General features: G+C 65.2%; 18 protein-coding genes and 1 other RNA gene. 9 read left to right on the top strand and 10 right to left on the bottom strand.

Features of this window, described 5'->3' with window-relative positions; translation table 11 throughout:
* Positions 1-48: 48 nt before the first annotated feature.
* The 9 genes from ffs to AB5Y81_RS03185 all read right to left on the bottom strand — a co-directional run bounded on the left by ffs (position 49) and on the right by AB5Y81_RS03185 (position 9,579).
* Positions 49-145, bottom strand: an RNA gene (ffs, locus tag AB5Y81_RS03145) — signal recognition particle sRNA small type.
* Between the two features lie 102 nt (positions 146-247).
* Complete coding sequence (locus AB5Y81_RS03150) at positions 248-1,036, bottom strand: sulfite exporter TauE/SafE family protein (protein WP_017779682.1); 789 nt, start codon at positions 1,034-1,036, stop codon at positions 248-250.
* Positions 1,037-1,127: 91 nt separating this feature from the next.
* The gene (gene arcD, locus AB5Y81_RS03155; RefSeq protein ID WP_010633821.1) at positions 1,128-2,564 is read right to left on the bottom strand and encodes an arginine-ornithine antiporter; all 1,437 of its coding nucleotides are present in this window, start codon (positions 2,562-2,564) and stop codon (positions 1,128-1,130) included.
* Between the two features lie 389 nt (positions 2,565-2,953).
* Positions 2,954-3,715, bottom strand: a complete 762-nt coding sequence (locus tag AB5Y81_RS03160) for an SDR family oxidoreductase (RefSeq protein ID WP_017786952.1) — start codon at positions 3,713-3,715, stop codon at positions 2,954-2,956.
* A gap of 71 nt (positions 3,716-3,786) precedes the next feature.
* The gene (mmsB, locus tag AB5Y81_RS03165; protein ID WP_274182590.1) at positions 3,787-4,707 is read right to left on the bottom strand and encodes a 3-hydroxyisobutyrate dehydrogenase; all 921 of its coding nucleotides are present in this window, start codon (positions 4,705-4,707) and stop codon (positions 3,787-3,789) included.
* A gap of 27 nt (positions 4,708-4,734) precedes the next feature.
* Entirely contained in the window at positions 4,735-5,838 is a 1,104-nt protein-coding gene (locus AB5Y81_RS03170) for an enoyl-CoA hydratase/isomerase family protein (protein ID WP_279484282.1), read from the bottom strand.
* A 70-nt stretch (positions 5,839-5,908) separates the two neighbouring features.
* Positions 5,909-6,706, bottom strand: a complete 798-nt coding sequence (locus tag AB5Y81_RS03175; RefSeq protein WP_279484281.1) for an enoyl-CoA hydratase — start codon at positions 6,704-6,706, stop codon at positions 5,909-5,911.
* Between the two features lie 123 nt (positions 6,707-6,829).
* Complete coding sequence (locus AB5Y81_RS03180) at positions 6,830-7,987, bottom strand: acyl-CoA dehydrogenase family protein (protein ID WP_279484280.1); 1,158 nt, start codon at positions 7,985-7,987, stop codon at positions 6,830-6,832.
* An 80-nt stretch (positions 7,988-8,067) separates the two neighbouring features.
* A complete protein-coding gene (locus tag AB5Y81_RS03185; protein ID WP_226008538.1) occupies positions 8,068-9,579 on the bottom strand; it encodes a CoA-acylating methylmalonate-semialdehyde dehydrogenase in 1,512 nt (503 codons plus the stop codon).
* 244 nt (positions 9,580-9,823) lie between these two features.
* On the opposite strand from AB5Y81_RS03185, the gene AB5Y81_RS03190 reads away from it, so the two are divergent.
* From AB5Y81_RS03190 to AB5Y81_RS03230, 9 genes are all read left to right on the top strand, one after another.
* Positions 9,824-10,972 carry an isovaleryl-CoA dehydrogenase gene (locus tag AB5Y81_RS03190; RefSeq protein WP_226008539.1) on the top strand — a complete coding sequence of 383 codons (1,149 nt, stop codon included), beginning with the start codon at positions 9,824-9,826 and terminating at the stop codon, positions 10,970-10,972.
* Positions 10,969-12,570 carry a carboxyl transferase domain-containing protein gene (locus AB5Y81_RS03195; RefSeq protein WP_279484279.1) on the top strand — a complete coding sequence of 534 codons (1,602 nt, stop codon included), beginning with the start codon at positions 10,969-10,971 and terminating at the stop codon, positions 12,568-12,570. The genes AB5Y81_RS03190 and AB5Y81_RS03195 overlap by 4 nt, the downstream gene beginning before the upstream one ends.
* 9 nt (positions 12,571-12,579) lie before the next feature.
* Complete coding sequence (locus AB5Y81_RS03200; RefSeq protein ID WP_279484278.1) at positions 12,580-13,419, top strand: enoyl-CoA hydratase-related protein; 840 nt, start codon at positions 12,580-12,582, stop codon at positions 13,417-13,419.
* Between the two features lie 109 nt (positions 13,420-13,528).
* A complete protein-coding gene (locus AB5Y81_RS03205; RefSeq protein WP_279484277.1) occupies positions 13,529-15,493 on the top strand; it encodes a biotin carboxylase N-terminal domain-containing protein in 1,965 nt (654 codons plus the stop codon).
* Positions 15,490-16,458 (top strand): hydroxymethylglutaryl-CoA lyase, encoded by a 969-nt coding sequence (locus AB5Y81_RS03210; protein WP_017779672.1) that lies wholly within the window; start codon positions 15,490-15,492, stop codon positions 16,456-16,458. The genes AB5Y81_RS03205 and AB5Y81_RS03210 overlap by 4 nt, the downstream gene beginning before the upstream one ends.
* Before the next feature lie 11 nt (positions 16,459-16,469).
* A complete protein-coding gene (locus AB5Y81_RS03215) occupies positions 16,470-16,892 on the top strand; it encodes a MerR family DNA-binding transcriptional regulator (RefSeq protein WP_005301493.1) in 423 nt (140 codons plus the stop codon).
* Between the two features lie 38 nt (positions 16,893-16,930).
* Entirely contained in the window at positions 16,931-17,692 is a 762-nt protein-coding gene (locus tag AB5Y81_RS03220; protein WP_042006423.1) for an ABC transporter substrate-binding protein, read from the top strand.
* A 48-nt stretch (positions 17,693-17,740) separates the two neighbouring features.
* On the top strand, positions 17,741-20,641 hold the full coding sequence (locus AB5Y81_RS03225) for a DUF748 domain-containing protein (protein ID WP_279484276.1): 2,901 nt from the start codon (positions 17,741-17,743) through the stop codon (positions 20,639-20,641).
* Between the two features lie 661 nt (positions 20,642-21,302).
* Positions 21,303-21,899 carry a GPR1/FUN34/YaaH family transporter gene (locus AB5Y81_RS03230; protein WP_017764320.1) on the top strand — a complete coding sequence of 199 codons (597 nt, stop codon included), beginning with the start codon at positions 21,303-21,305 and terminating at the stop codon, positions 21,897-21,899.
* 82 nt (positions 21,900-21,981) lie between these two features.
* On the opposite strand, the gene AB5Y81_RS03235 is transcribed toward AB5Y81_RS03230, so the two are convergent.
* A complete protein-coding gene (locus tag AB5Y81_RS03235) occupies positions 21,982-22,791 on the bottom strand; it encodes a zinc-dependent peptidase (protein WP_279484275.1) in 810 nt (269 codons plus the stop codon).
* Positions 22,792-22,798: the final 7 nt, after the last annotated feature.

Consider the following 22,798-nt stretch of genomic DNA (forward strand, 5'->3'; position numbering starts at 1 on the left):
GAAGAGAGATTGATAGGTAACTTATTGAATGGCAGAAACAAGTGGTGGCCCTACCAGCCACATCCCGGCACTCGAGTCCCCCGCCTTGGCTGCTACCTTCCGGTCCTGACCAGGTCGACGGGTTATCAATGCGAGAGGACCAATAGGACCACCGGCGAGGAGAATAGGCAAACTGGTCCCTCAATGCAACGGCTTTCTGCCCTTGCTCGTGCCGTTCGCCTTATTTTTCAACAATCTGGCCAAGGGTTCAGCTAAACAGCATGAATTTGGCCCCCACCAGCAGCATCAACAGGGCGAACGCCTGCTTGAGCCGCTGGGGCGAGAGCCGGTGCGCCAGCTTGGCCCCCACCCGGGCAAACTGGGTACTGGTGAGCACTATGCCAAGCAGCGCCGGCAGATAGATATAACCCAGGCTCCACTCTGGCAGATCCGGGTTGCCCCAGCCGGCATAGAGGTAGCTGAGGCTGCCGGCCAGGGCGATGGGCATGCTGCAGGCGGCGGAGGCCGCCACGGCGTTGCGCATCGGCACGCTGTTCCAGCTCAGATAAGGCACGGTCAGCGAGCCGCCACCGATGCCAAACAGTGCAGACATCCAGCCGATGAGGGTGCCGGCGATGCCGGTGCCGAGCGCCCCCGGCAGATGACGCTCCGCCTTGGGCTTGAGATTGAGCCCCATCTGCAGCGCCATGGTCCAGGCGAAGCAACCAATGATGATGTTGAGGGTGCTGGCGCTGAGCAGATTGGCGGTCATGCCGCCGAGCCAGGCCCCGACCAGCATGCCGGCGCCAAGCCGGCGGATCATCACCCAGTCCACCGCCCCGGCCTCCTGGTGGGCACGCAGGGAGCTGAAGCCGGTGAAGATCATGGTGGGCAGCGAGGTGCCGAGCGCCAGATGGGTAATGATGTCGGGGGCGACCCCCTGGGCATGAAAACTCAATACCAGCACGGGCACTATGATGAGACCGCCGCCGATGCCGAACAATCCCGCCAGCATGCCGGCGAATGCCCCCAGCAGCAGATAACCCATAAACAGCATAAAAATTCCTTCCGAGGCTCTGCCGCGCACCGGAGCGTGTGCAGCACATAAAAAAAGAGATGGCCCTTGGGCCATCTCTTTATTGTGCCGGTTAACTCAAGGGAATGGTACCGTCCATCACCTTGTAGAAGGCCAGCACGGCGCAACCGAGCAGGGCCGCCGTCATCCCCTGCTCCAGCCGGTTGAGGCCGCGCAGCCCGTGATGCTGGCGCGCCTTCCAGTAGATGAAGATGCCGGGGCTGTAGAGCAGCGCCACCAGCAGCAGGTACTCGACCCCGGCGGCATAGACCAGCCAGCAGCCATAGACGGTCGCCACCAGCGCCAGGAAAAGGTCGCGCTTGCGCTGATGGGGCTGGCCTGCGTAGGTCTCCCCTTTCAGCGCCAGCTTCAGCCCGTAAGCACCCGAGAAGACGTAGGGCACCAGCGCCGCCGAGGTGGCGATGTTGACCAGCGCCAGATAGGTGCTGCTCTGAAAGTAGATGATGATGAGGAAGGTCTGTACCAGGCAGGTGGAGCACCAGAGCGACACCTGCGGCGAGCCGTTCTTGTTCTCTTTGGCGAACCAGCCGGGGAAGACGCCGGTCTTGCCCGCGATGTAGGGCACTTCCGCCGCCAGCACGGTCCAGCTCAGCAGGGCCCCCATCACCGAGATCACCAGGCCGATGTTGATGAGCCAGGCCCCCCAGGGGCCGACCACGGCTTCCAGGATCATGGCGGTGGAGGGGTTCTTGAGGGCCGCCAGTTGCGGCTGGTTCATGACCCCCAGCGAGAACAGGGTCACCATGACGTAGAGCGTCAGGGCCCCCAGCAGTGCCAGCACGGTGGCACGGCCTACGTCCTTGCGATGGCGGGCACGGGCGGAGACCACCACGGCCCCCTCGATGCCGATGAAGACCCAGAGCGTCACCTTCATGGTGGACTTGACCTGATCCATCACGGAGCCCAGCTCAGGGGTACCCTGACCCCAGATGTCCAGGGTGAAGGTATCCATGTTGAAGGCGAGCAGGATGGCCACGCAGAAGACGATGAGGGGCACCATCTTGGCGATGGTGGTGACTATGTTCACCAGCGCCGCCACCTGGATGCCGCGCAGCACCAGGGCGTGTACCGACCAGATGAGGATGGAGGCGAGCGTGATGGCCACCGGGGTGTTGCCGTCACCGAAGATGACGTTGTCAGGTGTATCGAAGAAGTAGCTCAGTGCGCTGAACACCACGATGGCGTAGGAGACGTTGGCCAGCAGCTGGCAGAGCCAGTAGCCCCAGGCGGCGTTGAAGCCGATGAAATCGCCGAAACCGGCCTTGGCATAGCTGAAGATGCCGCCATCGAGATCCGGGCGACGCATGGAGAGGTTCTGATACACAAGCGCGAGGCAGATCATGCCGATACCTGTGATGGCCCATCCCAAAGCGACGGCCCCGGCACTGGCATGAGCGGCGATGTTTTGCGGCAGACTGAAGACCCCGGCACCGACCATGGAGCCGATCACCAGCGAGATGAGGGCGCCAAGCCCCAGTTTCTTGTCCATCTCAATCCTGTTTAATTAGGCGGCGGCAGAGCGTCCGTATTCATACTGCGCGCAATATGGGAGGGGCTAGAAATCCGTACCCCGTGAAAAAGGCGGCAACTATATTGCATGACTATTCCGACCGCAATCCCTCGTACCGTCAATCATGCACCGCCTTGACCGCGCGCAATTTTACAGCACTGACCCCGGGGGCCTGTGAGCTGGTTCAAATTAAGAAAGACCCGTTGATATTTCACATTTTTCCATGACCTGAGCCCCCTTTTTGCGGATAAGACCTGCATGAGAATGCAGCTTGCAGCCGAGCTCGGCAAACCTGACTGCTGACAAACGTTTCAATAAAAATGCCCCTGCGCCGAGGGCCAGGGGCATCTGCAAAAGAGAGCCAGAATCTAGAGGCGCAAGCCGCCGTCCAGCTCGATCATCCGCCCCGACAGATAGTCATTGGCGAGAATAAAATGCACCGTCTGGGCCAGTTGCGCCGCCTGCCCTAGGCTCCCCACCGGGATGGCCTGCTGCATGCGGGCCATGGCTTCGGGCTTCATCGCCGCCGTCATGTCGGTGGCGAACACCCCGGGGGCGATGCCCATCACCCGGATGCCGTGGCGGGCCAGCTCCTTCCCCCAGGTGACCACCAGCGAGGCCACCCCCGCCTTGCTGGCGGCATAGTTGCTCTGACCCATGTTGCCGGCACGGGCGATGGAGGAGATGTTGATGATGACGCCCCCCTCCCCGCCGGTGGCCATCAGCGCCGCCCCCTCGCGCCCGCACAGGAAGGTGCCGGTGAGGTTGACGTCGATGACGCTCTGCCACTGGGCCAGGCTCATCTTCTCCGCAAGCAACCCCTCCTTCACCTTGATCAGCATGCCGTCGCGCAGTATGCCGGCGCAGTTGACGAGGCCGTGCAGGGCACCGAACTGATCCTTGATGGCGGCGAAGGTCGCCTCGACCTCCGGCTCGCTCGCCACGTTGCAGACGAACAGGGCGCAGCGGCCGTCACGGCTGCGCACCTCCGCCTCGGTCACCTCCAGATCGGTGCGGTTGACGTCGATGAGCGCAAGCTGCGCCCCCTGTTCCGCCAGACTCAGGGCGATGGCGCGGCCCAGCCCCCTGCCCGCCCCCGTGATGGCGATGACTTTCTGTGTGATATCCATAAATGCTCCTGGTGAGATGGCCGGTGACTATCGAGTCAAAGGCTATCGGGTAAAAAGGTAGATAGCGGCCCTTAACCCGGCTCTGTCTTGTCCAGATAGAGTTCGACGATGCTGGAAAAATCCCGGGCCCCCTGCCCCTTGGTGGCGTGCAGGTTGAACAGGTTGCGGGCCAGCGCCCCCATCGGCACGGCGCTGTGGGCATGCTCGGCCAGGGCCATGGCCAATCCTAAGTCTTTGACCATCAACCGGGTCATGAAGCCCCCTTGATAGTTGCGCGACGCCGGCACGTTCTCCATCACCCCGGGCCAGGGGTTGTAGCGCTCCAGGCTCCAGTTGTTGCCCGAGCTCTTGCCCATGATGGTGGAGAGCACGCCCGGATCCAGCCCCTCCTTGACCCCGAGCGCCAGCGCTTCCGCAGTGCCCGCCATGTGGATGGCAAGCAGCATGTTGTTGCACATCTTGGCGATCTGGCCCGCGCCGAGCGCCCCGGCGTGAAACAGGTTCTGCCCCATGCAGGCGAGCACGGGCTTGGCCGCTTCAAAATCCGCCTGTTCGCCGCCGACGATGAAGGTCAGCGTCCCCGCCGCCGCGCCGGCTACCCCTCCCGACACCGGAGCATCGAGAAAACGGATGCCGCGCGCCTGCGCCGCCGCCCCCACCTGGCGGGCCGAGGCCACGTCTATGGTGGAGCAGTCGATGACCAGGGCGCCGTGCGGCAGGGCCGCCAGCAGATCCTGCCCGCCCCGCTCACCGGCGCTCTCGCCAAGCCAGAGGCTGCGCACATGCTCGCCCGCCGGCAGCATGCTGATCACCAGCTCGCAGCCGCTCACCGCCTCGCGGGCATCGCCGGCGGCGATGCAGCCGGCCTCAATGGCGCGGGTCAGACTGTCGGCCACCAGATCAAACACCTGCACTGTGTGCCCCGCCCTGGCCAGGTTGGCGGCCATGGGGCCCCCCATGTTGCCAAGCCCGATAAATCCAATCCTTGTCATGGTCTGTTCCTTGTGTGTGATCCCGCGTCAGCGGGGGCGCAAGGGGTTGTCCCCCTCGGGCCAACGATAGAAGGCATCCAGCCAGGCCTCACCAGTCTGCGGGGCCTGCCAGCGGGGGGATTTGTCCTTGTCGATGAGCAGGGCCCGCACCCCTTCCACGAAGTCCCCTCTGAGCACGCAGTTGACCGAGAGGGTCAACTCGTCGGCAAACACCTCGGCCAGGGACTGGCGCCGAGCCTGCCAGAACTGGCGCCAGAGGATGGCGCGGCTGATGGGGCTGCCGCTCTGGCAAGTCGCCCGTGCCTGGGCCAGCGCCGGTTCGTCCAGCTCGGCCCCCTCGAGGCGTGCCAGCACCCCTTGCAGGGAGCGGCCGGCCAACAGCGCATCGATGCGGGCCTGGTGGGGCAACAGCACGGGGGCTGGCAGCGTCTGGCCAAGGGATCGCTGCAAACCGGCCAGCAGCCCCTCGATCTGCTCGCTGGCGTCGGCAACACCAGACCAGTCTAGGGCGGCGAGGCGCGCCGGCAGCTCCATCCGCTCGTGGCTCGCCATGGCGTGATCCGCCAGACCCAGACCGATGGCGTCCGCCCCGTTGAAGCGGGCCCCGGTGAGGCCGAGCCAGAGCCCGAGCCGGCCCGGCATGCGGCTCAGGAACCAGCTTGCCCCCACATCCGGATATAGGCCGATGGTCACCTCCGGCATGGCGAACAGGCTCTTCTCGGTCACCACCCGACAACCGGCCCCGGCAAAGAGGCCTATGCCGCCGCCCATGCAGATGCCGTCCGCCACGCAGATGAGGGGCTTGCTGTAGCAGTGGATGTGGTGATCAAGCCGGTACTCCTGCTCGAAGAAGTCGCGAGCATAGCCGAACAGTGCCGACTCGCTCGCCTCCTGCTTGCGGTAATAAAAAGAGCGGATGTCGCCGCCGGCGCAAAACGCCTTCTCGCCGGCCCCCTGCAGCAGCACGCAGACGATGGCCGGATCCTGCTCCCAACGGGTCAGCGCCGCCTGCAACAACTGGATCATCTCAAGGCTCAGGGCATTGAGGGAGGCGGGGCTGTCCAGGGTCAGCATGCCGATGTGGCGACCATCCGCGGTGGGGTGGGTCTCGATGCGCACAGGCTCACTCATGGCTAGCCTCCGCAGACCGGGTATCAGCCCCTGCGACATGGCGGGCCGCCATCATTACCTCATTCATCCTTCACTCCCTTTTCAACGGCGTGGGTTGGTCATAGTGCCAGCGCGGGGCCCGCTTCTCGAGGAAGGCGGCCACCCCTTCGCGCTGGTTGGCATCGTCAAACAGGGTGAGGAACAGGCTGCGCTCCAGCGGCAGCGCCGCGTCCCGATGGCCGCTGCGCCCCTGATTGATTAGGGTCTTGCAGGCGCGCAGGGCGCTCGGGCTCTGGCGCTCCACCAACTGGGCCATCTGGTGCGCCGCTTCCCAGGCGTGGCCCTCCTTCACCACCTCCTCCACCAGCCCCATTTCGTAGGCCAGGGTGGCGCTCACCTTCTCGCCGCAGAGGATCATCCGCTTGGCCCAGCCCGGCCCCACCAGTTCGGTGAGGCGCTGGGTACCGCCGGCGCAGGGCAGCAAGCCCACCGAGGCCTCCGGCAAGCCCAGCTTGGCCTGCTGCTCGGCGATGCGGATATCGCAGGCCAGCGCTACCTCAAGGCCGCCCCCCATGGCGTAGCCGTTGATGGCGGCGATGCTGACCCCGTGAAAGCGGGCCAGCGCCTCGAAGGCGCGGCCAAAGGCCTCGGCCACTTCGCGGGCGTGCTCGACGTTGCCGTCGGCAAACATGTTGAGATCGGCGCCGGCACAGAAGAACTTGTCTCCGGCCCCGCGGATCACCAGCGCCACCACGTCGGGGCGGCCGTCGAGCTCCACCATCATCTGCAAGAAGGCCTGCAGGCTGGCGAGGGTCCAGGTATTGGCGGGAGGATGGTCGAGGGTGATGTAGGCCACGTGACCGTGATATTCGAGCCTGATCCTTGTCATTGCGTTGTCCTTGTCAAAAAACCTGCCCCATGATGACAGGGTTGAATGGAGCCGACCTGCGGCTGGCTCACAAAGCCTGACGACGAGTCACGCCAACCGCGTCGTCAGGGCGGCCCCCTCTCGCTACTCCAGCGCCAGACCGGGCTCGGCCAGCAGACGGCGGGCGATGATGAGCCGCATCACTTCATTCGTCCCCTCCAGAATGCGGTGAACCCGGGTATCGCGCAGGTAGCGCTCGAGCGGGTACTCGCGGATATAACCATAGCCGCCAAAGAGTTGCAGGGCGTCGTCGCAGATGCGGTGGCCCACATCGGTGGCAAAGCGCTTGGCCATGGCGCACCAGGCGCTCTTGTCCGGCGCGCCGGCATCGAGTCTCGCGGCCGCCTGACGTACCAGCAGCCGGGCGGCCGCCAGTTCGGTGGCCATGTCGGCCAGGCGGAACTGCACGCTCTGGAATTCGCTGATCGGGTGGCCAAATTGCTGGCGCTGCTGCACATGGGCCAGGGCATCGTCGAGAGCCTGCTGGGCGGTGCCGACCGAACAGGTGGCGATGTTGATGCGCCCGCCATCGAGCGCCTGCATGGCAAACTTGAACCCCTCGCCCTCCTGTCCCAGCCTGTAACGGGCGGGAATGCGCACGGCGCTAAAGTTCACCTCCCGGGTCGGCTGGCTGTTCCAGCCCATCTTCTCCTCCGCCTTGCCGTAACTCACGCCAGGGATCTGGGCCGGTACCATGAAGGCGGAGATCCCCTTCGCCCCCTCGCCACCGGTGCGGGCCATCACCACCAGCACGTCGGTGCTGCCGGCGCCCGAGATGAACACCTTGCTGCCATCGATGAGGTAATCCTCGCCATCGCGCACGGCGCGGGTCTTGAGGGCCGCCGCATCGGAGCCAGCCCCCGGCTCGGTGAGGCAATAAGAACCCAGCAGCTCGCCGCTGGCCAGCCTGGGTACCCACTCCTCGGCCACCTCGGCAGGCAACCAGCTGCCCAGCATCCAGCTCACCATGTTGTGGATGGTCAGATAGGCGGTGGTGGAGGTGCAGCCCATGGCGAGGCGCTCGAAGATGAGGCTGGCATCGAGCCTCGGCAGGCCGAGGCCGCCATACTGCTCCGGGGTGTAGAGGCCGCAAAAGCCGAGCGCCGCCGCCTGCTTGATGGTCGGGACGGGAAATTCGTGCTCCTTGTCCCAGCGCGCGGCGTGGGGCTTGAGCGCCTCCTCGGCAAAGGCACTGGCAGCCTCCACATAGGCCTGCTGATCCGGGGTCAGGTTAAAATCCATCTTGTTCGCTTCCTTTTACTTGTTCGGTCGTTCCGTGTCTGTCAATTGGGCGCCCGGACAACCCGGGCGGCATCCTGCCGTCAGCGCAGCTGGATGGTCATGTTGGGGCCGGTCGGGATGTCTTCGTCGAACCAGCGTTCGGTGACCGTCTTGGTCTCGGTGTAAAAACGCACCGCCTGCTTGCCGTAGGCGTGCAGATCCCCGTAGAAGGAGCCACGCCAGCCGGTGAAGGAGAAGAACGGCAGCGGCACCGGGATGGGCACGTTGATCCCCACCTGGCCCACCGCCACCTCGTGACGGAACTTGCGGGCGGCGGCGCCGCAGCCGGTGAAGATGGAGGTGCCGTTGCCGTAGGGGTTGTCGTTGATGAGGGCGAGCGCCTCATCGAGACTCCCTACCTCGAGGCAGGCCAGCACGGGCCCGAAGATCTCCTCCTTATAGATACGCATCTCGGGGGTCACGCCGCGAAACAGGGTCGGCCCCACCCAGTTGCCCACCGGGTAGCCGGGCACGTCGCAGAAGCGGCCGTCCAGCAGGCACTCGGCCCCCTCGGCGATCCCCGCCTCGATAAGCCCCTCCACCCTGACTTTCGCCTCCGGGCTGATGAGCGGGCCATAAGCCGCTTCGGGATCGTGCCAGACACCGGGTTTCACCTTGGCGAACTCGGCGGCGAGCTCAGGGATCCACTCCCGGGCACTCCCCACGAACACCGCCACGCTGATGGCCATGCAGCGCTGACCGGCGGCGCCGACCCCGGCCCCCACCAAGTTGCTCAGCACCTGCGCCTTGTTGGCATCCGGCATGATCACCATGTGGTTCTTGGCACCGACAAAGCACTGGGCCCGCTTGAGCTGGGAAGTGGCGCTGCGATAGACGTGGCCGCCGACCCGGGCCGAGCCGACAAAGCTGACCGCCTTGATGTCGGGATGGGCCAGCAGGGCATCCACCTGCTCGGCGCCGCCGTGCACCACCGACAGAATGCCCCGGGGGGCCCCCGCCTCGGTAAACAGCTCGGCCAGGCGCATGGGGGTGAGCGGATCCTGCTCGGAGGGCTTGAGCACGAAACCGTTGCCGCAGGCTACCGCCAGCGGGAACATCCAGAGCGGGATCATGGCTGGAAAGTTGAAGGGTGTGATGCCAAGGCAGACCCCGAGCGGCTGCACCCAGGAGTGGCCGTCGACCCGGCGGGCCACGTTGCCCATGGTCTCCCCCAGGGTCTGGCTGGCGATGGCGCAGGCTTGCTCCACCACCTCGATACCGCGCCACACATCCCCCTTGGCATCCGCCAGATTCTTGCCGGTCTCCTGGGCCAGCAGGGCCGCCAGCTCGTCGTGATGCGTCTTCAAGAGATGCTGGTAGTTGAACATCACCCGGGCCCGCTCGGAGGCCGGCACCTCTCGCCACAGCAGATAAGCGTCGTGAGCGGTGCGCACCGCCAGCTCAATTTCTGCCGAGGTGGCCTTTGGCACTCGCGCCAGCAGGCTCTGATCCGCCGGGTCGGTCACCTCGATCCACTGCTCGCTCGCGGAAGGGTACGCCTCCCCGCCGATGTGCAGCGGTACGTCACCGAACCGGGTCTGATGGTTGTTCATGGGCACTCTCTCCTTGCTGGCACATCATGGGCCGTTTGCGGGCGGGCCATGGGCACTCCTGTGACGGGGACCATCACGACCGGGCAATCGCCCTTGCCGTCATGGCGCAACAAATTTACCTTAGACTAACAATCAATTTACGTTTACGCTAACGTAAACTTAAATCACAAATGGACTGACCAGTTTGGCCCCCTGTTTCAGCTCGGCCGCCAGGCTGTCACCCCTTCATATGAGGAGAGCAAGGATGCATGCAGTGATGGACGAGACCCTGTGCGCCCTGACCGAGCAGGTCGAGGCCTTCTGCCAGAAAGTGATCGCGCCGCGGGCCGGCGACATCGATCAGAGCAACGTCTTCCCCCGCGATCTCTGGCCCCAGATGGGTGAGCTGGGGCTGCACGGCATCACGGTGGCGGAGGAGTATGACGGGGTGAACCTCGGCTATCTGGCCCACGTGCTGGTGATGGAGCAGGTGAGCCGCGCCAGCGCCTCGGTCGGCCTCTCCTACGGCGCCCACTCCAACCTCTGCATCAACCAGATCCACCGCCACGGCACGGCGGCGCAGAAAGCGCGCTACCTGCCGCCGCTGGTGAGCGGCGAGCATGTGGGGGCCCTGGCCATGAGCGAGCCGGGCGCCGGCTCTGACGTGGTGAGCATGCGCCTCACCGCGGTGCGCGAGGGGGATCACTTCGTGCTCAACGGCAACAAGATGTGGATCACCAATGGGCCCGATGCCGACACCTTCGTCATCTATGCCAAGACCGATGCCGCCGCCGGGCCCAAAGGGATTTCCGCCTTTATCGTCGAGGCGGGGACCCCAGGTTTTTCCACCGCCCAGAAGCTCGACAAGCTCGGCATGCGCGGCTCCAGCACCTGCGAGCTGGTGTTCGACAACTGCCGGGTGCCGCAGGAAAACCTGCTGGGCCCCCTGCACGGCGGGGTCAAGGTATTGATGAGCGGGCTCGACTACGAGCGGGTGGTGCTGGCGGCCGGCCCGCTCGGCATCATGCAGGCCTGCATGGACGTGGTGCTGCCCTATGTGCGCGAGCGCAAGCAGTTCGGCCAGCCCATAGGTGAGTTCCAGCTGGTGCAGGGCAAACTTGCCGACATGTATACCCGCCTCGCCAGCAGCCGGGCGCTGGTCTACTCGGTGGCGAGCGCCTGCGATCAGGGCCGCACCAGCCGCAAGGATTGCGCCGCCGCCATCCTGTTTGCCGCCGAAAATGCCACCCAGATGGCGCTCGATGCCATCCAGCTGCTCGGCGGCAACGGCTACATCAACGAATACCCCACCGGCCGCCTGCTACGGGACGCCAAGCTCTACGAAATAGGCGCCGGTACCTCGGAGATCCGCCGCTGGCTCATCGGCCGCGAGCTGATAGGAGAGAATGCATGAGCAAGCTCCACTCCCGCCTCGACACCGCCAGCCCCGACTACGAGGCAAATCGGGCCGCCATGCAGGTTCTGGTCGACGATCTCAATGCCCGTCTGGAGGAGATAGCCTTGGGCGGCGGCGCGGCCAACAACGCCCGCCATCAGGCCCGTGGCAAGCTGCTGCCCCGCGAGCGCATCAACCAGTTGCTGGACCCGGGCTCCCCCTTTCTCGAACTGTCGGCGCTGGCCGGCTGGCAGGTCTATGACGAGCCGGTGCCCGCCGCCGGCATCCTCACCGGCATCGGCCGGGTCTCGGGGCGCCTGTGCATGCTGGTGGTGAACGATGCCACCGTGAAGGGCGGCACCTACTACCCGCTCACGGTGAAAAAGCACCTGCGCGCCCAGGCCATCGCCGAGCGGCTGCGCCTCCCCTGCCTCTATCTGGTGGATTCCGGCGGCGCCTTCTTGCCGATGCAGGATGAGGTGTTCCCCGACCGGGATCACTTTGGCCGCATCTTCTACAACCAGGCCCGCATGTCGGCCCAGAACATCCCCCAGCTGGCGGTGGTGATGGGGCTCTGCACCGCCGGTGGCGCCTATGTGCCCGCCATGGCGGACGAATCGATCATGGTCAAGGAACAGGCCACCATCTTTCTGGCGGGCCCGCCGCTGGTCAAGGCGGCCACCGGCGAGGAGATCAGCGCCGAGGCGCTGGGCGGGGCCGAGGTGCACTGCGCCCACTCTGGGGTGGCGGATCACATGGCCCGCGACGATGCCCATGCGCTGGCCATCGCCCGCACCCTGGTGACCCACCTGGGCAACGAGCCGGTAGAGACCAACCCCGGCTACGAGCCCCCCTGCTACCCCATCGAGGATCTCTACGGCCTGGTGGGCACCAGCCTCAAGCGCCCCTATGACGCGCGGGAGCTGATCGCCCGGCTGGTGGATGGCTCTGACTTTGACGAATTCAAGGCGCTGTTCGGCACCACCCTGGTCACCGGTTTTGCCCGGATCTGCGGCATGCCGGTGGGGATCCTCGCCAACAACGGGGTGCTGCACAGCGACAGCGCCCAGAAGGGAGCCCACTTCATCCAGCTCTGCAACCGGCGCGCCATCCCGTTGCTCTTTTTGCAGAACATCACCGGCTTTATGGTGGGCAGCTCGGCTGAGCACGAGGGGATCGCCAAGCACGGCGCCAAGCTGGTCACCGCCGTGGCCTGCAGCCGGGTGCCCAAGATCACCCTGGTCGTCGGCGGCAGCTTTGGCGCCGGCAACTACGGCATGTGCGGGCGCGCCTACGACCCCGATTTTCTGTTCAGCTGGCCCAACAGCCGCATCTCCGTCATGGGCGGCGAGCAGGCGGCCGGGGTGCTGGTGCAGGTGCGCCGGGACAAGCTGGCCGCCGAGGGCAAGCCGTTGAGCGAGCAGGAGGCGGCCGCCATCCGCGCCCCGGTGATCGAGCAGTATGAGCGTCAGGGTCACCCTTATTACGCCAGCGCTCGCCTGTGGGACGACGGCGTCATCGACCCGGCCCAGAGTCGCACCGTGCTGGCATTGGCGCTGGCGGCCTGTCAGGGGGCCGAGACCGGCCCGGAACAGTACGGCATCTTCCGGATGTAAGGAGTTCACATGTCCGATCCATTCAGTCACGACGTCCAGCCCGGTTTTCGGCTGGAGCGACACGGCCCGCTGGCCGAGCTGGTGCTGTCGCGCCCGGCCCGCCACAACGCCTTCGACGCCGACCTCATGCTGGGGCTGCTGGACTGCCTCGACGAGCTGGCCCACACCCACGGCCAGGCCCTCGCCGACCGCCCCCACGCCTTGCTGCTGCGCGCCGAAGGCAAGCATTTTTGCGCCGGCGCCGACCTCAACTGGATGCGCAACCAGGCCCACGCCGATTTCGAGCACAACCGGGAAGACGCCCGGGTGCTGGCCCGGTTGATGCAAACCCTGGACGAGCTTCCTTTCCCCACGGTGGCGCTGGTGCAGGGCGCCGCCTACGGCGGGGCACTCGGCCTCATCTGCGCCTGCGATCTGGTGCTGGCCGCCGATGACGCCCGCTTCTGCCTCTCCGAGGTGAGCCTCGGGCTGGTGCCCGCGGTGATCAGCCCCTACGTGGTGCGCGCCATGGGAATGCGCCAGGCCCGTGCCCTGATGCTCAGCGCCGAACCGTTCGATGCGGTCACTGCCTGCCGGCTCAACGTGGCGCACCGGCGCTGCCCGCCGGATCAGCTGCTGGCCGAAGGGCGCGCGCAGGCCCTGCGTCTGTGCCGCAACGGGCCGGAGGCGATGAAAGAGACCAAGCGGCTGCTGGCCGCCCTCGAGAGCCACAGCGCCAGCCTGCACGAAGAGAAAACCGTCGAGACCATCGCCCGGGTACGGGTCGGTCTCGAAGCCCAGGAGGGGATGCAAGCCTTCTTCGACAAACGCTCCCCCAACTGGCGTCCCCGTTTCAAGGACGAAACATGACTCAATATCACCCTATCCAGCGTCTGCTTATCGCCAACCGCGGTGAGAATGATCGCTGTGCGCATCACGACATCGGGCCACTGTGCAGCCTTATGAACGAGGAGCAACAATGACACATCAGGCTCCCATCCAGCGCCTGCTGATCGCCAACCGCGGCGAAATCGCCGTGCGGATCATCAAGACCGCCCGGCGCCTCGGCATTCACACCATCGCCCTCTACTCGGACGCCGACGCCCGCGCCATGCATGTGCGCGAAGCCGACGAAGCCTGGCATCTGGGGCCGGCCCCCGCCCGGGAGAGCTACCTCGACACCGGCAAGGTACTGCATATCGCCCAGCAGGCGAACGCCGATGCCATCCACCCGGGCTACGGTTTTCTCTCCGAGAACAGCGACTTTGCCGCCGCCTGCGAGCAGCGGGGCTTGCGCTTCATCGGCCCAAGCGGCGCCGCCATCCTCGCCATGGGCGACAAGTCCGGCGCCAAAGCGCTGATGCAGGCCGCCGGCGTGCCGGTGCTGCCCGGTTATCACGGCGCGGATCAGCACCCCGACTTTTTGCGCGATCAGGCGAGCCAGGTGGGCTTTCCGCTCCTTATCAAGGCGGCCAGTGGCGGCGGTGGCAAGGGGATGCGGCGGGTCGATCAGCTGGCCGACTTTGACGCGTCCCTGGCGGCGGTCAAGCGGGAGGCAAGTTCTGCCTTCGGTGACGACCATGTGCTGCTGGAGCGCTATCTCGCCTGCGCCCGCCACGTGGAGGTGCAGGTGTTTGCCGATACTCTCGGCAACGCCATCTATCTGGGGGACCGGGACTGCTCGTTGCAGCGCCGCCACCAGAAGGTGATCGAGGAGGCCCCCGCCCCCGACATTCCTCCGGCGCTGCGCCGTGCCATGGGCGAGGCGGCCGTCGCCGCCGCCCGCGCCATCAAGTATCGAGGAGCCGGCACCATCGAATTTCTGCTGTGCGGGGAGGAGTTCTTCTTCATGGAGATGAACACCCGGCTGCAGGTGGAGCACCCGGTCACCGAGGCCGTCACCGGCCAGGATCTGGTGGCCTGGCAGCTGGCAGTGGCCGAAGGCAAGCCGCTGCCGCTCACCCAGGATGAGGTGGTGCTGCGCGGCCACGCGGTGGAGGCGCGCCTCTACGCCGAGGACGTGGCGGCCGGTTTTCTGCCCGCCAGCGGCCCCATCCAGTGGCTCAGCTGGCCCAAGGGGGTGCGCATCGATACCGGGGTCAGCGCCGGCGATGCGGTGAGCCCCTATTACGACCCCATGATCGCCAAGCTGATCGCCCATGCACCGAGCCGCAGCGAGGCCTTTGCCAGCCTAGCCGACGCGCTGGCGGCACTGGATCTCGGCCCCCTGATACACAACGGCCCGCTCTTGCTGCACCTGTGCGAAGAGCCCGAGGTGCTGGCGATGCGCCATCACACCCAGTGGCCCATTCCCACCGACACCCTGCCCGTTCCGGCGCTCGCTTGGCCGCTGGCCGCGCTCTGGCTCGCCAGTCGCCAGCGCGATGCCTCCCCCTGGCAGCAGGCAACAGGCTTTCGGCTCGGCCCCAGCCGCAGCTTCAGCGCAGCGGTGCGCATCGACGAGGAGGCCCGGGTGTTGACCCTCACCGAGCGGGCAGGCGCCCTGCTCTGGCAGGGTGAACAGATCCCGTTCGAGCTTGGGCCGGATCATATTCGCCTGCAGCAGGACGGCAACTGGCTGCGCTACCCGCTGCAGTCCCTCGGCGAGGGCGACTATCTGCTGCAACTGGCGGGCAGACGCATCCGCTTCTCGGCCGATGATCAGCATCATCAGCTGCACCATGATCACGAGATGGGCGGCGGCGCCGGCATCCTGGCCCCCATGCACGGCATAGTGGTGGCGCTGCAGGTCGAGGCCGGCCAGCCGGTCAGCAAGGGGCAGCCCCTGCTGGTGCTGGAGGCGATGAAGATGGAGCACGTCCTCAAGGCCGACCGGGATGGGGTGATCGAAGCGCTGCAGTGCCGCCAGGGCGAACAGGTGAGTCAGGGCGCCGTGCTGGTGCGCTTTGCCGAAGAGCAGACCGAGCAGGAGGTGCGCTCATGAACCGAGCACAGGAGAACCGGGACGACAAGGTCAGCCTGGTGGAGATGGGGCCGCGGGACGGCCTGCAAAATGAAACTGCGACCCTCTCGCTGGTGCAGCGGCTGGAGCTCATCGCCCGGCTGGCCGAGAGCGGGCTGCAGCGCATCGAGGTGGGCGCCTTCGTCTCCCCCAAAAAGGTGCCGCAGATGGCGGATTCCGCCGCACTGTTCGACGCCCTGCCGCGCAAGGTTGCAACCCGTTACGGCGCCCTGGTGCCCAATCTGCAGGGGCTGCAGGCCGCCATCGCCGCCCGCGCCGACGAGATAGGCCTCTTCACTGCCTGCTCCGACGGCTTTACCCGGGCCAACATCGGCATCAGCGTGGAGGAGTCGCTGGTGCGCTTCGCCCCCCTGGTGCAGGAGGCGCGCAGCCTCGGCATCAAGGTGCGCGGCTACCTCTCCACCGTCATCGCCTGCCCGTTCGACGGCCCGACCCGGCCCAAGCGGGTCGCCGCCATGGCCGAGCGACTGCTGGATCTGGGCTGCCACGAGATATCCCTCGGCGACACCATCGGCGTCGGCACCCCGGGCACGGTGGCCCCCATGCTGGATGCGGTGCTGCACGAGATCCCGGCCGGCCGGCTGGCCGTCCATTTTCACGACACCTATGGCCAGGGGCTGGCCAACCTGCTGCCGGCGCTGGAGCGCGGCATCCGCACCATCGACAGCTCGGTGGCCGGGCTCGGCGGCTGCCCCTATGCCCCCGGCGCCTCCGGCAACGTCGCCTCGGAGGAGGTGGTCTATCTGCTGCACGGCCTTGGCATGAGCACAGGCGTCGATCTCGACAAGCTGGCCGCCACCGGCCAGTGGGTCAGCGAACAGCTCGGCCGCCCCAACGGCTCGCGGGTCGGCCGGGCCCTGCACGCCAACGCCGAGCGGCTGCGCACGCGGCTGTGCCAGCCATCCCCGCACTCATCCCCGCACTAAGGAGCCCCGCCATGCCCAATACCCTCGCCCACGGACTCGCCGGCAAGGAGGTGACCTACAGCATCTCCGAGCTGGCTCACGAGTTTGACATCACCCCGCGTACCATCCGCTACTACGAGGACGAGGGGCTCATCACCCCGACCCGGGAGGGACAGACCCGCATCTACAGCCACAAGGACAAGATCCGCCTCAAGCTGACCCTGCGCGGCAAACGCCTCGGCTTCAGCCTGGCGGAGATCCGCGAGCTGTTCGACATGTATGACACCGACCGCTCCAGCAAGACCCAGCTCAACTCCATGATCCAGCTCATCGAAACCAAGCGCCACTCCCTGCGCCAGCAGCTGGAAGATATCCAGATGGTGATGGCCGAGCTGGAGGCGGCCGAGCAGCGCTGCGTAAATTCCCTTAACGGCTTGAAAACTGGCGCAGATTAACCGAATCTGGGGTTATTTACCCCCTCCCGGGAGCCCCGATGAAACGCTGGTGCTGGTTGTTGCTGCTGCTCTGCTGCGGGGCATGGGGCCACCCTGTGATCCGGGTCGGCGGCTACCCCTATGCCCCCTTTGTGATCAAGGATGCCAACGACGGCTATCACGGCCTGACCCTGGATCTTATCGCCCAGCTCAACGACATCCAGCGGGACGTGCGTTTCGTCTTCGTGCCCACCTCCGCCACTCACCGCTACCAGGCGCTGGCCCTCGGTCGTTTCTCCCTGATCCTGTTTGAAGACATCCATTGGGACTGGCATGCCGATGAGGTGCTGATGACCCGTCCGCTGCTGCTGGGTGGGGAGATCTATGTTGCACTCAAGGCGCCGGGGCGGGATCAATCCTTCTTTGATCATCTGGAGCGACGCCAGCTGATCGGGGTCAGCGGCTATCACTACGGCATCGCCGACTTCGACGCGACACCGGGCAACATGAAGCGACGCTTCAACATCACCCTTGTCAAGGACAACGTCAGCGCCCTGCAGGGGCTGTTCAAGGGGCGCGGCGAGGTGGCCATCATCAACCTCTCCTACCTCAACCAGTTCGAGCAAGAACAGCCGGAACAGGCCGCACGCCTGCTGCGATCGGACAAATGGGATCAGCAATACGCGCTGCGAGCCCTGCTCAGCCCGGATGGCAGGGTCTCGGTGCAGCAGCTGGAGCTGTGGCTGGATGCGCTGGAAAAGAGCGGAAAACTGGCAAGCCTCTGGACAAGGTACGGCGTACAGAATCAAGTGGCACCATGATAATGACCTGAAAGTTTGTTACCCTATGCGCATCAATTGGAGACCCTCATGCCCAAGCCCCTGCGTGCCCGCCTGCTGCGCTACGCTCTCTACTTCTGCGCCGCCCTGCTCTGTTCTCTGCTCATTCTGTTATGGCAAGCCCCAGCCCTTACCCAGCGCCACCTGCCGGCCTGGCTGGCCAAACACTACGGTCTGCACCTGACCCTGGGGGAGATTGACGTCGGCCTGCGCCACCCCTCCCTCGCCATCGGCCCCACCACCCTGTTTGATGACCAGCAGCAGTCCCTCGTCGCCTTCGATCGCCTGCAGCTCACCCCCCTGATAGGGGAAAGCTGGCGCCAGCGCGCCCTGATCCTCGATGAGGCACTGCTGGTCAAGCCGACGGTCAATCTGGTACGACTGGCGGATCGCGGCCAAGACGTTCGCTTCAACCTGACCGAGGCGCTGGCCAGCCTGCTCGCGCCGGGTGACGCCGCGACCACCGACAGTGGCGCCCCCCTGCTGGTGCAGATCAACCGGCTGGCGGCCGAGCAGGGCCAAATCGCCTATCAGGACAGCCGCAAGCAGAGCAGCCCCGGCTGGGTGCCCACCCTGGCCCTGAGCGGGCTAGAGCTGCAATTGCCACGCTTTTCCACCGCCCCGGGCCGCACCAACCCTTTCGTGCTCGGAGCCACCCTCAATAAGCAGAGTCCGCTCAAGGCGAGCGGTGAGCTCGACATCATGAGCGGCGCCGGCAAGGGCAAGATCAGCCTGGGCAAACTGGCGCTCGCCCCCTTCGCCCCGCTCTGGGCCCCCTATCTCGACGTCAAGCTGGCCAGGGGCGAGGCCAACGCCGAGCTTGCCTACCAGATAGCCGAGGGCAAGCAGGGGCTGGGCTGGCAACTCTCCAAGGGCAAGCTGACCCTCAATGACTGGCAGCTTCAGCGCCGCAAGGGCGGCGAATTTGCCCGCTTCAAGCAGCTGGCGCTGACCGGCATCGCGCTCGACGGCAACAAGCAGGCGCTGCAGATCGACCGGGTGACGCTCCAAGCGCCGACCGTCAGTGCCGTGCTCGATGCTAACCAGCAGCTGGATCTGGCGACCCTGCTGATCCCGCAGCCGCCGGTCAAAACCAGTAAAGCCGCCAAACCGGCCGCCCCGGCCAAACCCTGGCGTTGGAGCCTCAAGCAGACCCGCATCGAACAGGGCCAGCTCAAGCTGACCGAATCGAGCAGCGGCAAGCCGCTGCTGCGCGAGCTCTCCGCCCTGACGCTGGCCCTGGGTCCGCTGGGCAGTCAGAGCGGACAGAGCAGCCCGCTCACCTTGAGCGGGGCGCTCAACAACCAGGCAAAACTGGGCTTTGACGGCGACCTCGCCCTCGCCCCCTTCAGCCTCAACGGCGAGATCAAACAACAGGGTCTGCCGCTCAGCTGGGCCCAGCCCTACCTGCAGGATCTGCTGCGCATCAGCGTACGCGACGGCCAGCTTGCCAGTCGCACCAAGCTGGCGCTGGCCACCGATGCCAGGGGGGCATTGAGCAAGCTGGAGCTGAGCGGCGGGCTCGACATCGATCGGCTCAACGTACTGGATCGGGCCGACAACCAGCGCCTGCTGCAAATTGAGCAACTGCAACTGAGCGGCCTGCACTACGACGGCATCAGCCAGCAGGTGAAGATCGACGACATCCTGCTGCGCAAACCCTTCGCCCGCATCGAGATCAACGAGGACAGGGTCACCAACGTGCAGCAACTGCTGCTGCCGCAACCGGCCACAGCCAAACCCGCCAGCAGCGGCACGCCCCCCCGCGTCAGCATCGCCCAGGTGCGCACCGAGCAGGGCAACCTGCGCTTTGCCGATCGCAGCCTGAGCCCGGAATTCGTGGTGGACATCGCCTCCCTCAGCGGCCAGAGCCGTCACATCAGCAACATCCCGGGCCAGCGCTCCGAGCTGGCCTTCAACGGCAAGGTGGACCGCTACGCCCCGGTAACTATTCGCGGCGGCACCAACCTGCTGATCGAGCAGCCGGTGCTGGACGTGGCCGTCACCTTCAACAACCTAGAGCTCACCACCTTCACCCCCTACTCCAGCACCTACGCCGGTTACGCCATCGACAAGGGCCAGCTCTCCATGAAGCTCAACTACCAGTTGCACGGCAACCGGCTGGAGGGGGACAACGACATCACCATCAAGAAGCTGCAGCTGGGGGAAAAGGTCAAGAGCGAGCAAGCCAAGGATCTGCCGCTGGGGCTTGCGGTTGCCCTGCTGAGCGATGCCAACGGCGTCATCCAGATGAACCTGAAAGTGAAGGGCAATCTGGATCAGCCTGACTTCAGCCTCGGCAACATCTTCTGGGACGTGCTTGGCAACACCCTGCGCAAGGCGGTCACCTCCCCCTTCTCGCTGCTCGCCTCCCTGGCGGGTGGCAGCGAGGATCTGGACGAGCTGCCCTTCCTGCCCGGTGAGCCGGATCTCACTCCCACTCAGCAGGAGAAGCTGACCAAGCTGGCACAAGCCCTCAAGGACAGACCCAAGCTCAGCATGAACATTCGCGGCAAGGTCAACTTCAACGAGGAGCGCCCCATACTGCAGCGCCAGAAGCTCGAACGGGTGCTGGCCAAGATCACCGGCAACCCGGTGGATCTCGATCTGCTGGAGCAGGACCCCGCCATGCAATCGGCACTGGCAGAGGCCTATGAGGCGCGCTTCAACGAAGATCTCGGGGATCTGGCCGATCGGCTGAAGCTCGATGAGGCGAGTCCGGCCCTGCGCGCCCAGGCGGTGCTCCTGCTGCGGGATCAGCAGCTCATCACCGCCAAGTCCCTGCGCAATCTGGCCATGCGCCGTGCCCAGAACACCAAGGAGTTTCTGGTGGACCGCCAGGGGATCGCGCCGGAGCGGCTGTTTGTGCTGGACAGCCAGGTCAGGGAGGCCGACAAGGAGGCCAAGGTGGTACTGACCCTGGACGATTGAGCCGGTGACATCAGCAGGATGAGGGGGATGCTATTCCCCCCCTCTTCTTTGGGATTGAGCCCTTCTTTCGAGGGCTGTTGCCGAGCACATGCCCGCGTTCCTTCTTTCCCCCTTCATCCGGCCAGCCCTCTCGGCTATCCAGCAACAATCTGCGTCACTGCATAAGGCCAACTGCAGAACCCAAGCTCGCGTTCAACACTTTATCACCCCCATCCTGACCCCTTGTTTCAGATATCCACCTCGTCAGCTCACTCGCCCGGCGCAATGCCCCTTGCTCAACCATGCCGAAGCCGCGGACAGGCAGTCAGGTCGTTTGTATTGAACCGGTCATTGACGCCTCTTGTCTGATGGCATATGAGCATATTTTTTGGCCTCAGGTGTGCTCAGGTTTGGCGATGAAAATATGGTAGACAGCGCGGCTCAACCATCGTCTCGAACTGTATGAAACTTTCAGAAACGTTCTGCTCAATACAATTTATCAACCTTGTCCGCACCATTCATTCACCAGCCGTCTACCTGGATCGCACGAATGGTCAGCCGGGTAAAAAATTCCGTTATTTTTTTACTGTTTCGTCCCTTCCGCCTCTTGCCCGAGGCCAATAGCCTGCCTAAAATCGCGCGTCTTTTATCAACCCCCACCTCTATTTTTGGAGAACGCCACGTGAGCGAAAAATTGGCCAACCCTGCCCCTCTGGGTCTGATGGGTTTCGGTATGACCACCATTCTGCTGAACATCCATAACGCAGGTTTCTTCCCCATCAGCGCCATGATCCTGGCCATGGGCCTGTGCTATGGCGGTCTGGCCCAGATCATCGCCGGTATCATGGAGTACAAGCGCGGCAACACCTTCGGTGTGACTGCCTTCATCTCCTACGGCACCTTCTGGTGGAGCCTGGTGTTCCTGCTGGTGATGCCGACCATGGGTCTGGCCGAAGCCACTCCGCACGCCTACATGGGCTGGTACCTGCTGATGTGGGGCATGTTCACCCTGTTCATGCTGATCGGGACCGTCAACTACCCGCGCGTGAAGCAGTTCGTGTTCGCCTCCCTGACCGTGCTGTTCTTCCTGCTGGCCGCCCGTGACTTCACCGGCAGCACCCTGATCGGCACCATCGCCGGTTTCGAAGGCATCATCTGCGGCGCCAGCGCCATCTACCTGGCCATGGCCACCGTGATCAACGAGCAGTTCGGCCGCACCGTGCTGCCGATCGGCGATCACAAAAAAGCCGCCGCCGTTCAGCTCAAAGCCGCTGCCTAAGCACCCGGCCGACACAGCTGTCACGAAAAGGGCACCCCGCGGGGTGCCTTTTTGTTGGGCGCGATTTGCCAGGTTCACCCGACTAGCCGTGATACTCGGGCTCACCCGCCAGCAGTCGGGTCGCCGGAAAACGCGTCGCCGGCTGCTGGCCGAAGAAGCGGGTGAACTGCTGGTACACCGCCGGATAGGTGTCGCGCAGGCGCAGCGGATCGGTAAAAAAGCTCTCGCTGCACACCGCAAAAAACTCGGCCGGGTGCGAGGCGGCGTAAGGGTCGATGGCGGTGGGCTCATGGCGATCCAGCTGCGCCTGCATGGCATCGAATGCCGACTGCAGCGCACTCGTCCACTGGCGCGGATCCATGCCTGCCGACAGCTGCGGCGCCCCGTCGGCCTCCCCTCCCAGCATGTCGAGCTTGTGGGTCAGCTCATGGATCACCAGATTGAAGCCGTCCCAGTCCCCGTCCTGCTGCAGCTCGCTCCAAGCCAGTACCAGCGGCCCCTGGGGCCAGGATTCGCCGGCGTTCTCCTCTTCCACCTCGCTCACCAGCCCGAACTCGTCCTGTACCTGCTGGCGGCGTACCACAGGTTCGGGGATCAGGATGATCTCGTGAAAGCCCCGATACCAGTCGAGCCCCAGATGCAGAATGGGCAGCACCGCCTGCAGGGCCAGCACCGCCTGCTGGCGGGGGGTAAGCGTGACCCCGATCTGGGTGAGGGTCTTGCGGGCCAGCAGCTGCTGCGCCAACCCGATCAGGGTCTGCTCCTCCTCCCGGGAAAAGCCCTGCAAAATTGGCACTGCGGCCAGGGCCTGCTGCCACTCCAGGGCATCCTGCCCCTGCTCATCTTGCCGGGACGCACCACCAAACACACTTCGTAAGCGAGACCAGAACACGCAGACT

The sequence above is a fragment of the Aeromonas sp. s2 genome, from assembly GCF_040907935.1.
Taxonomy (GTDB): Bacteria; Pseudomonadota; Gammaproteobacteria; order Enterobacterales; family Aeromonadaceae; genus Aeromonas; species Aeromonas dhakensis.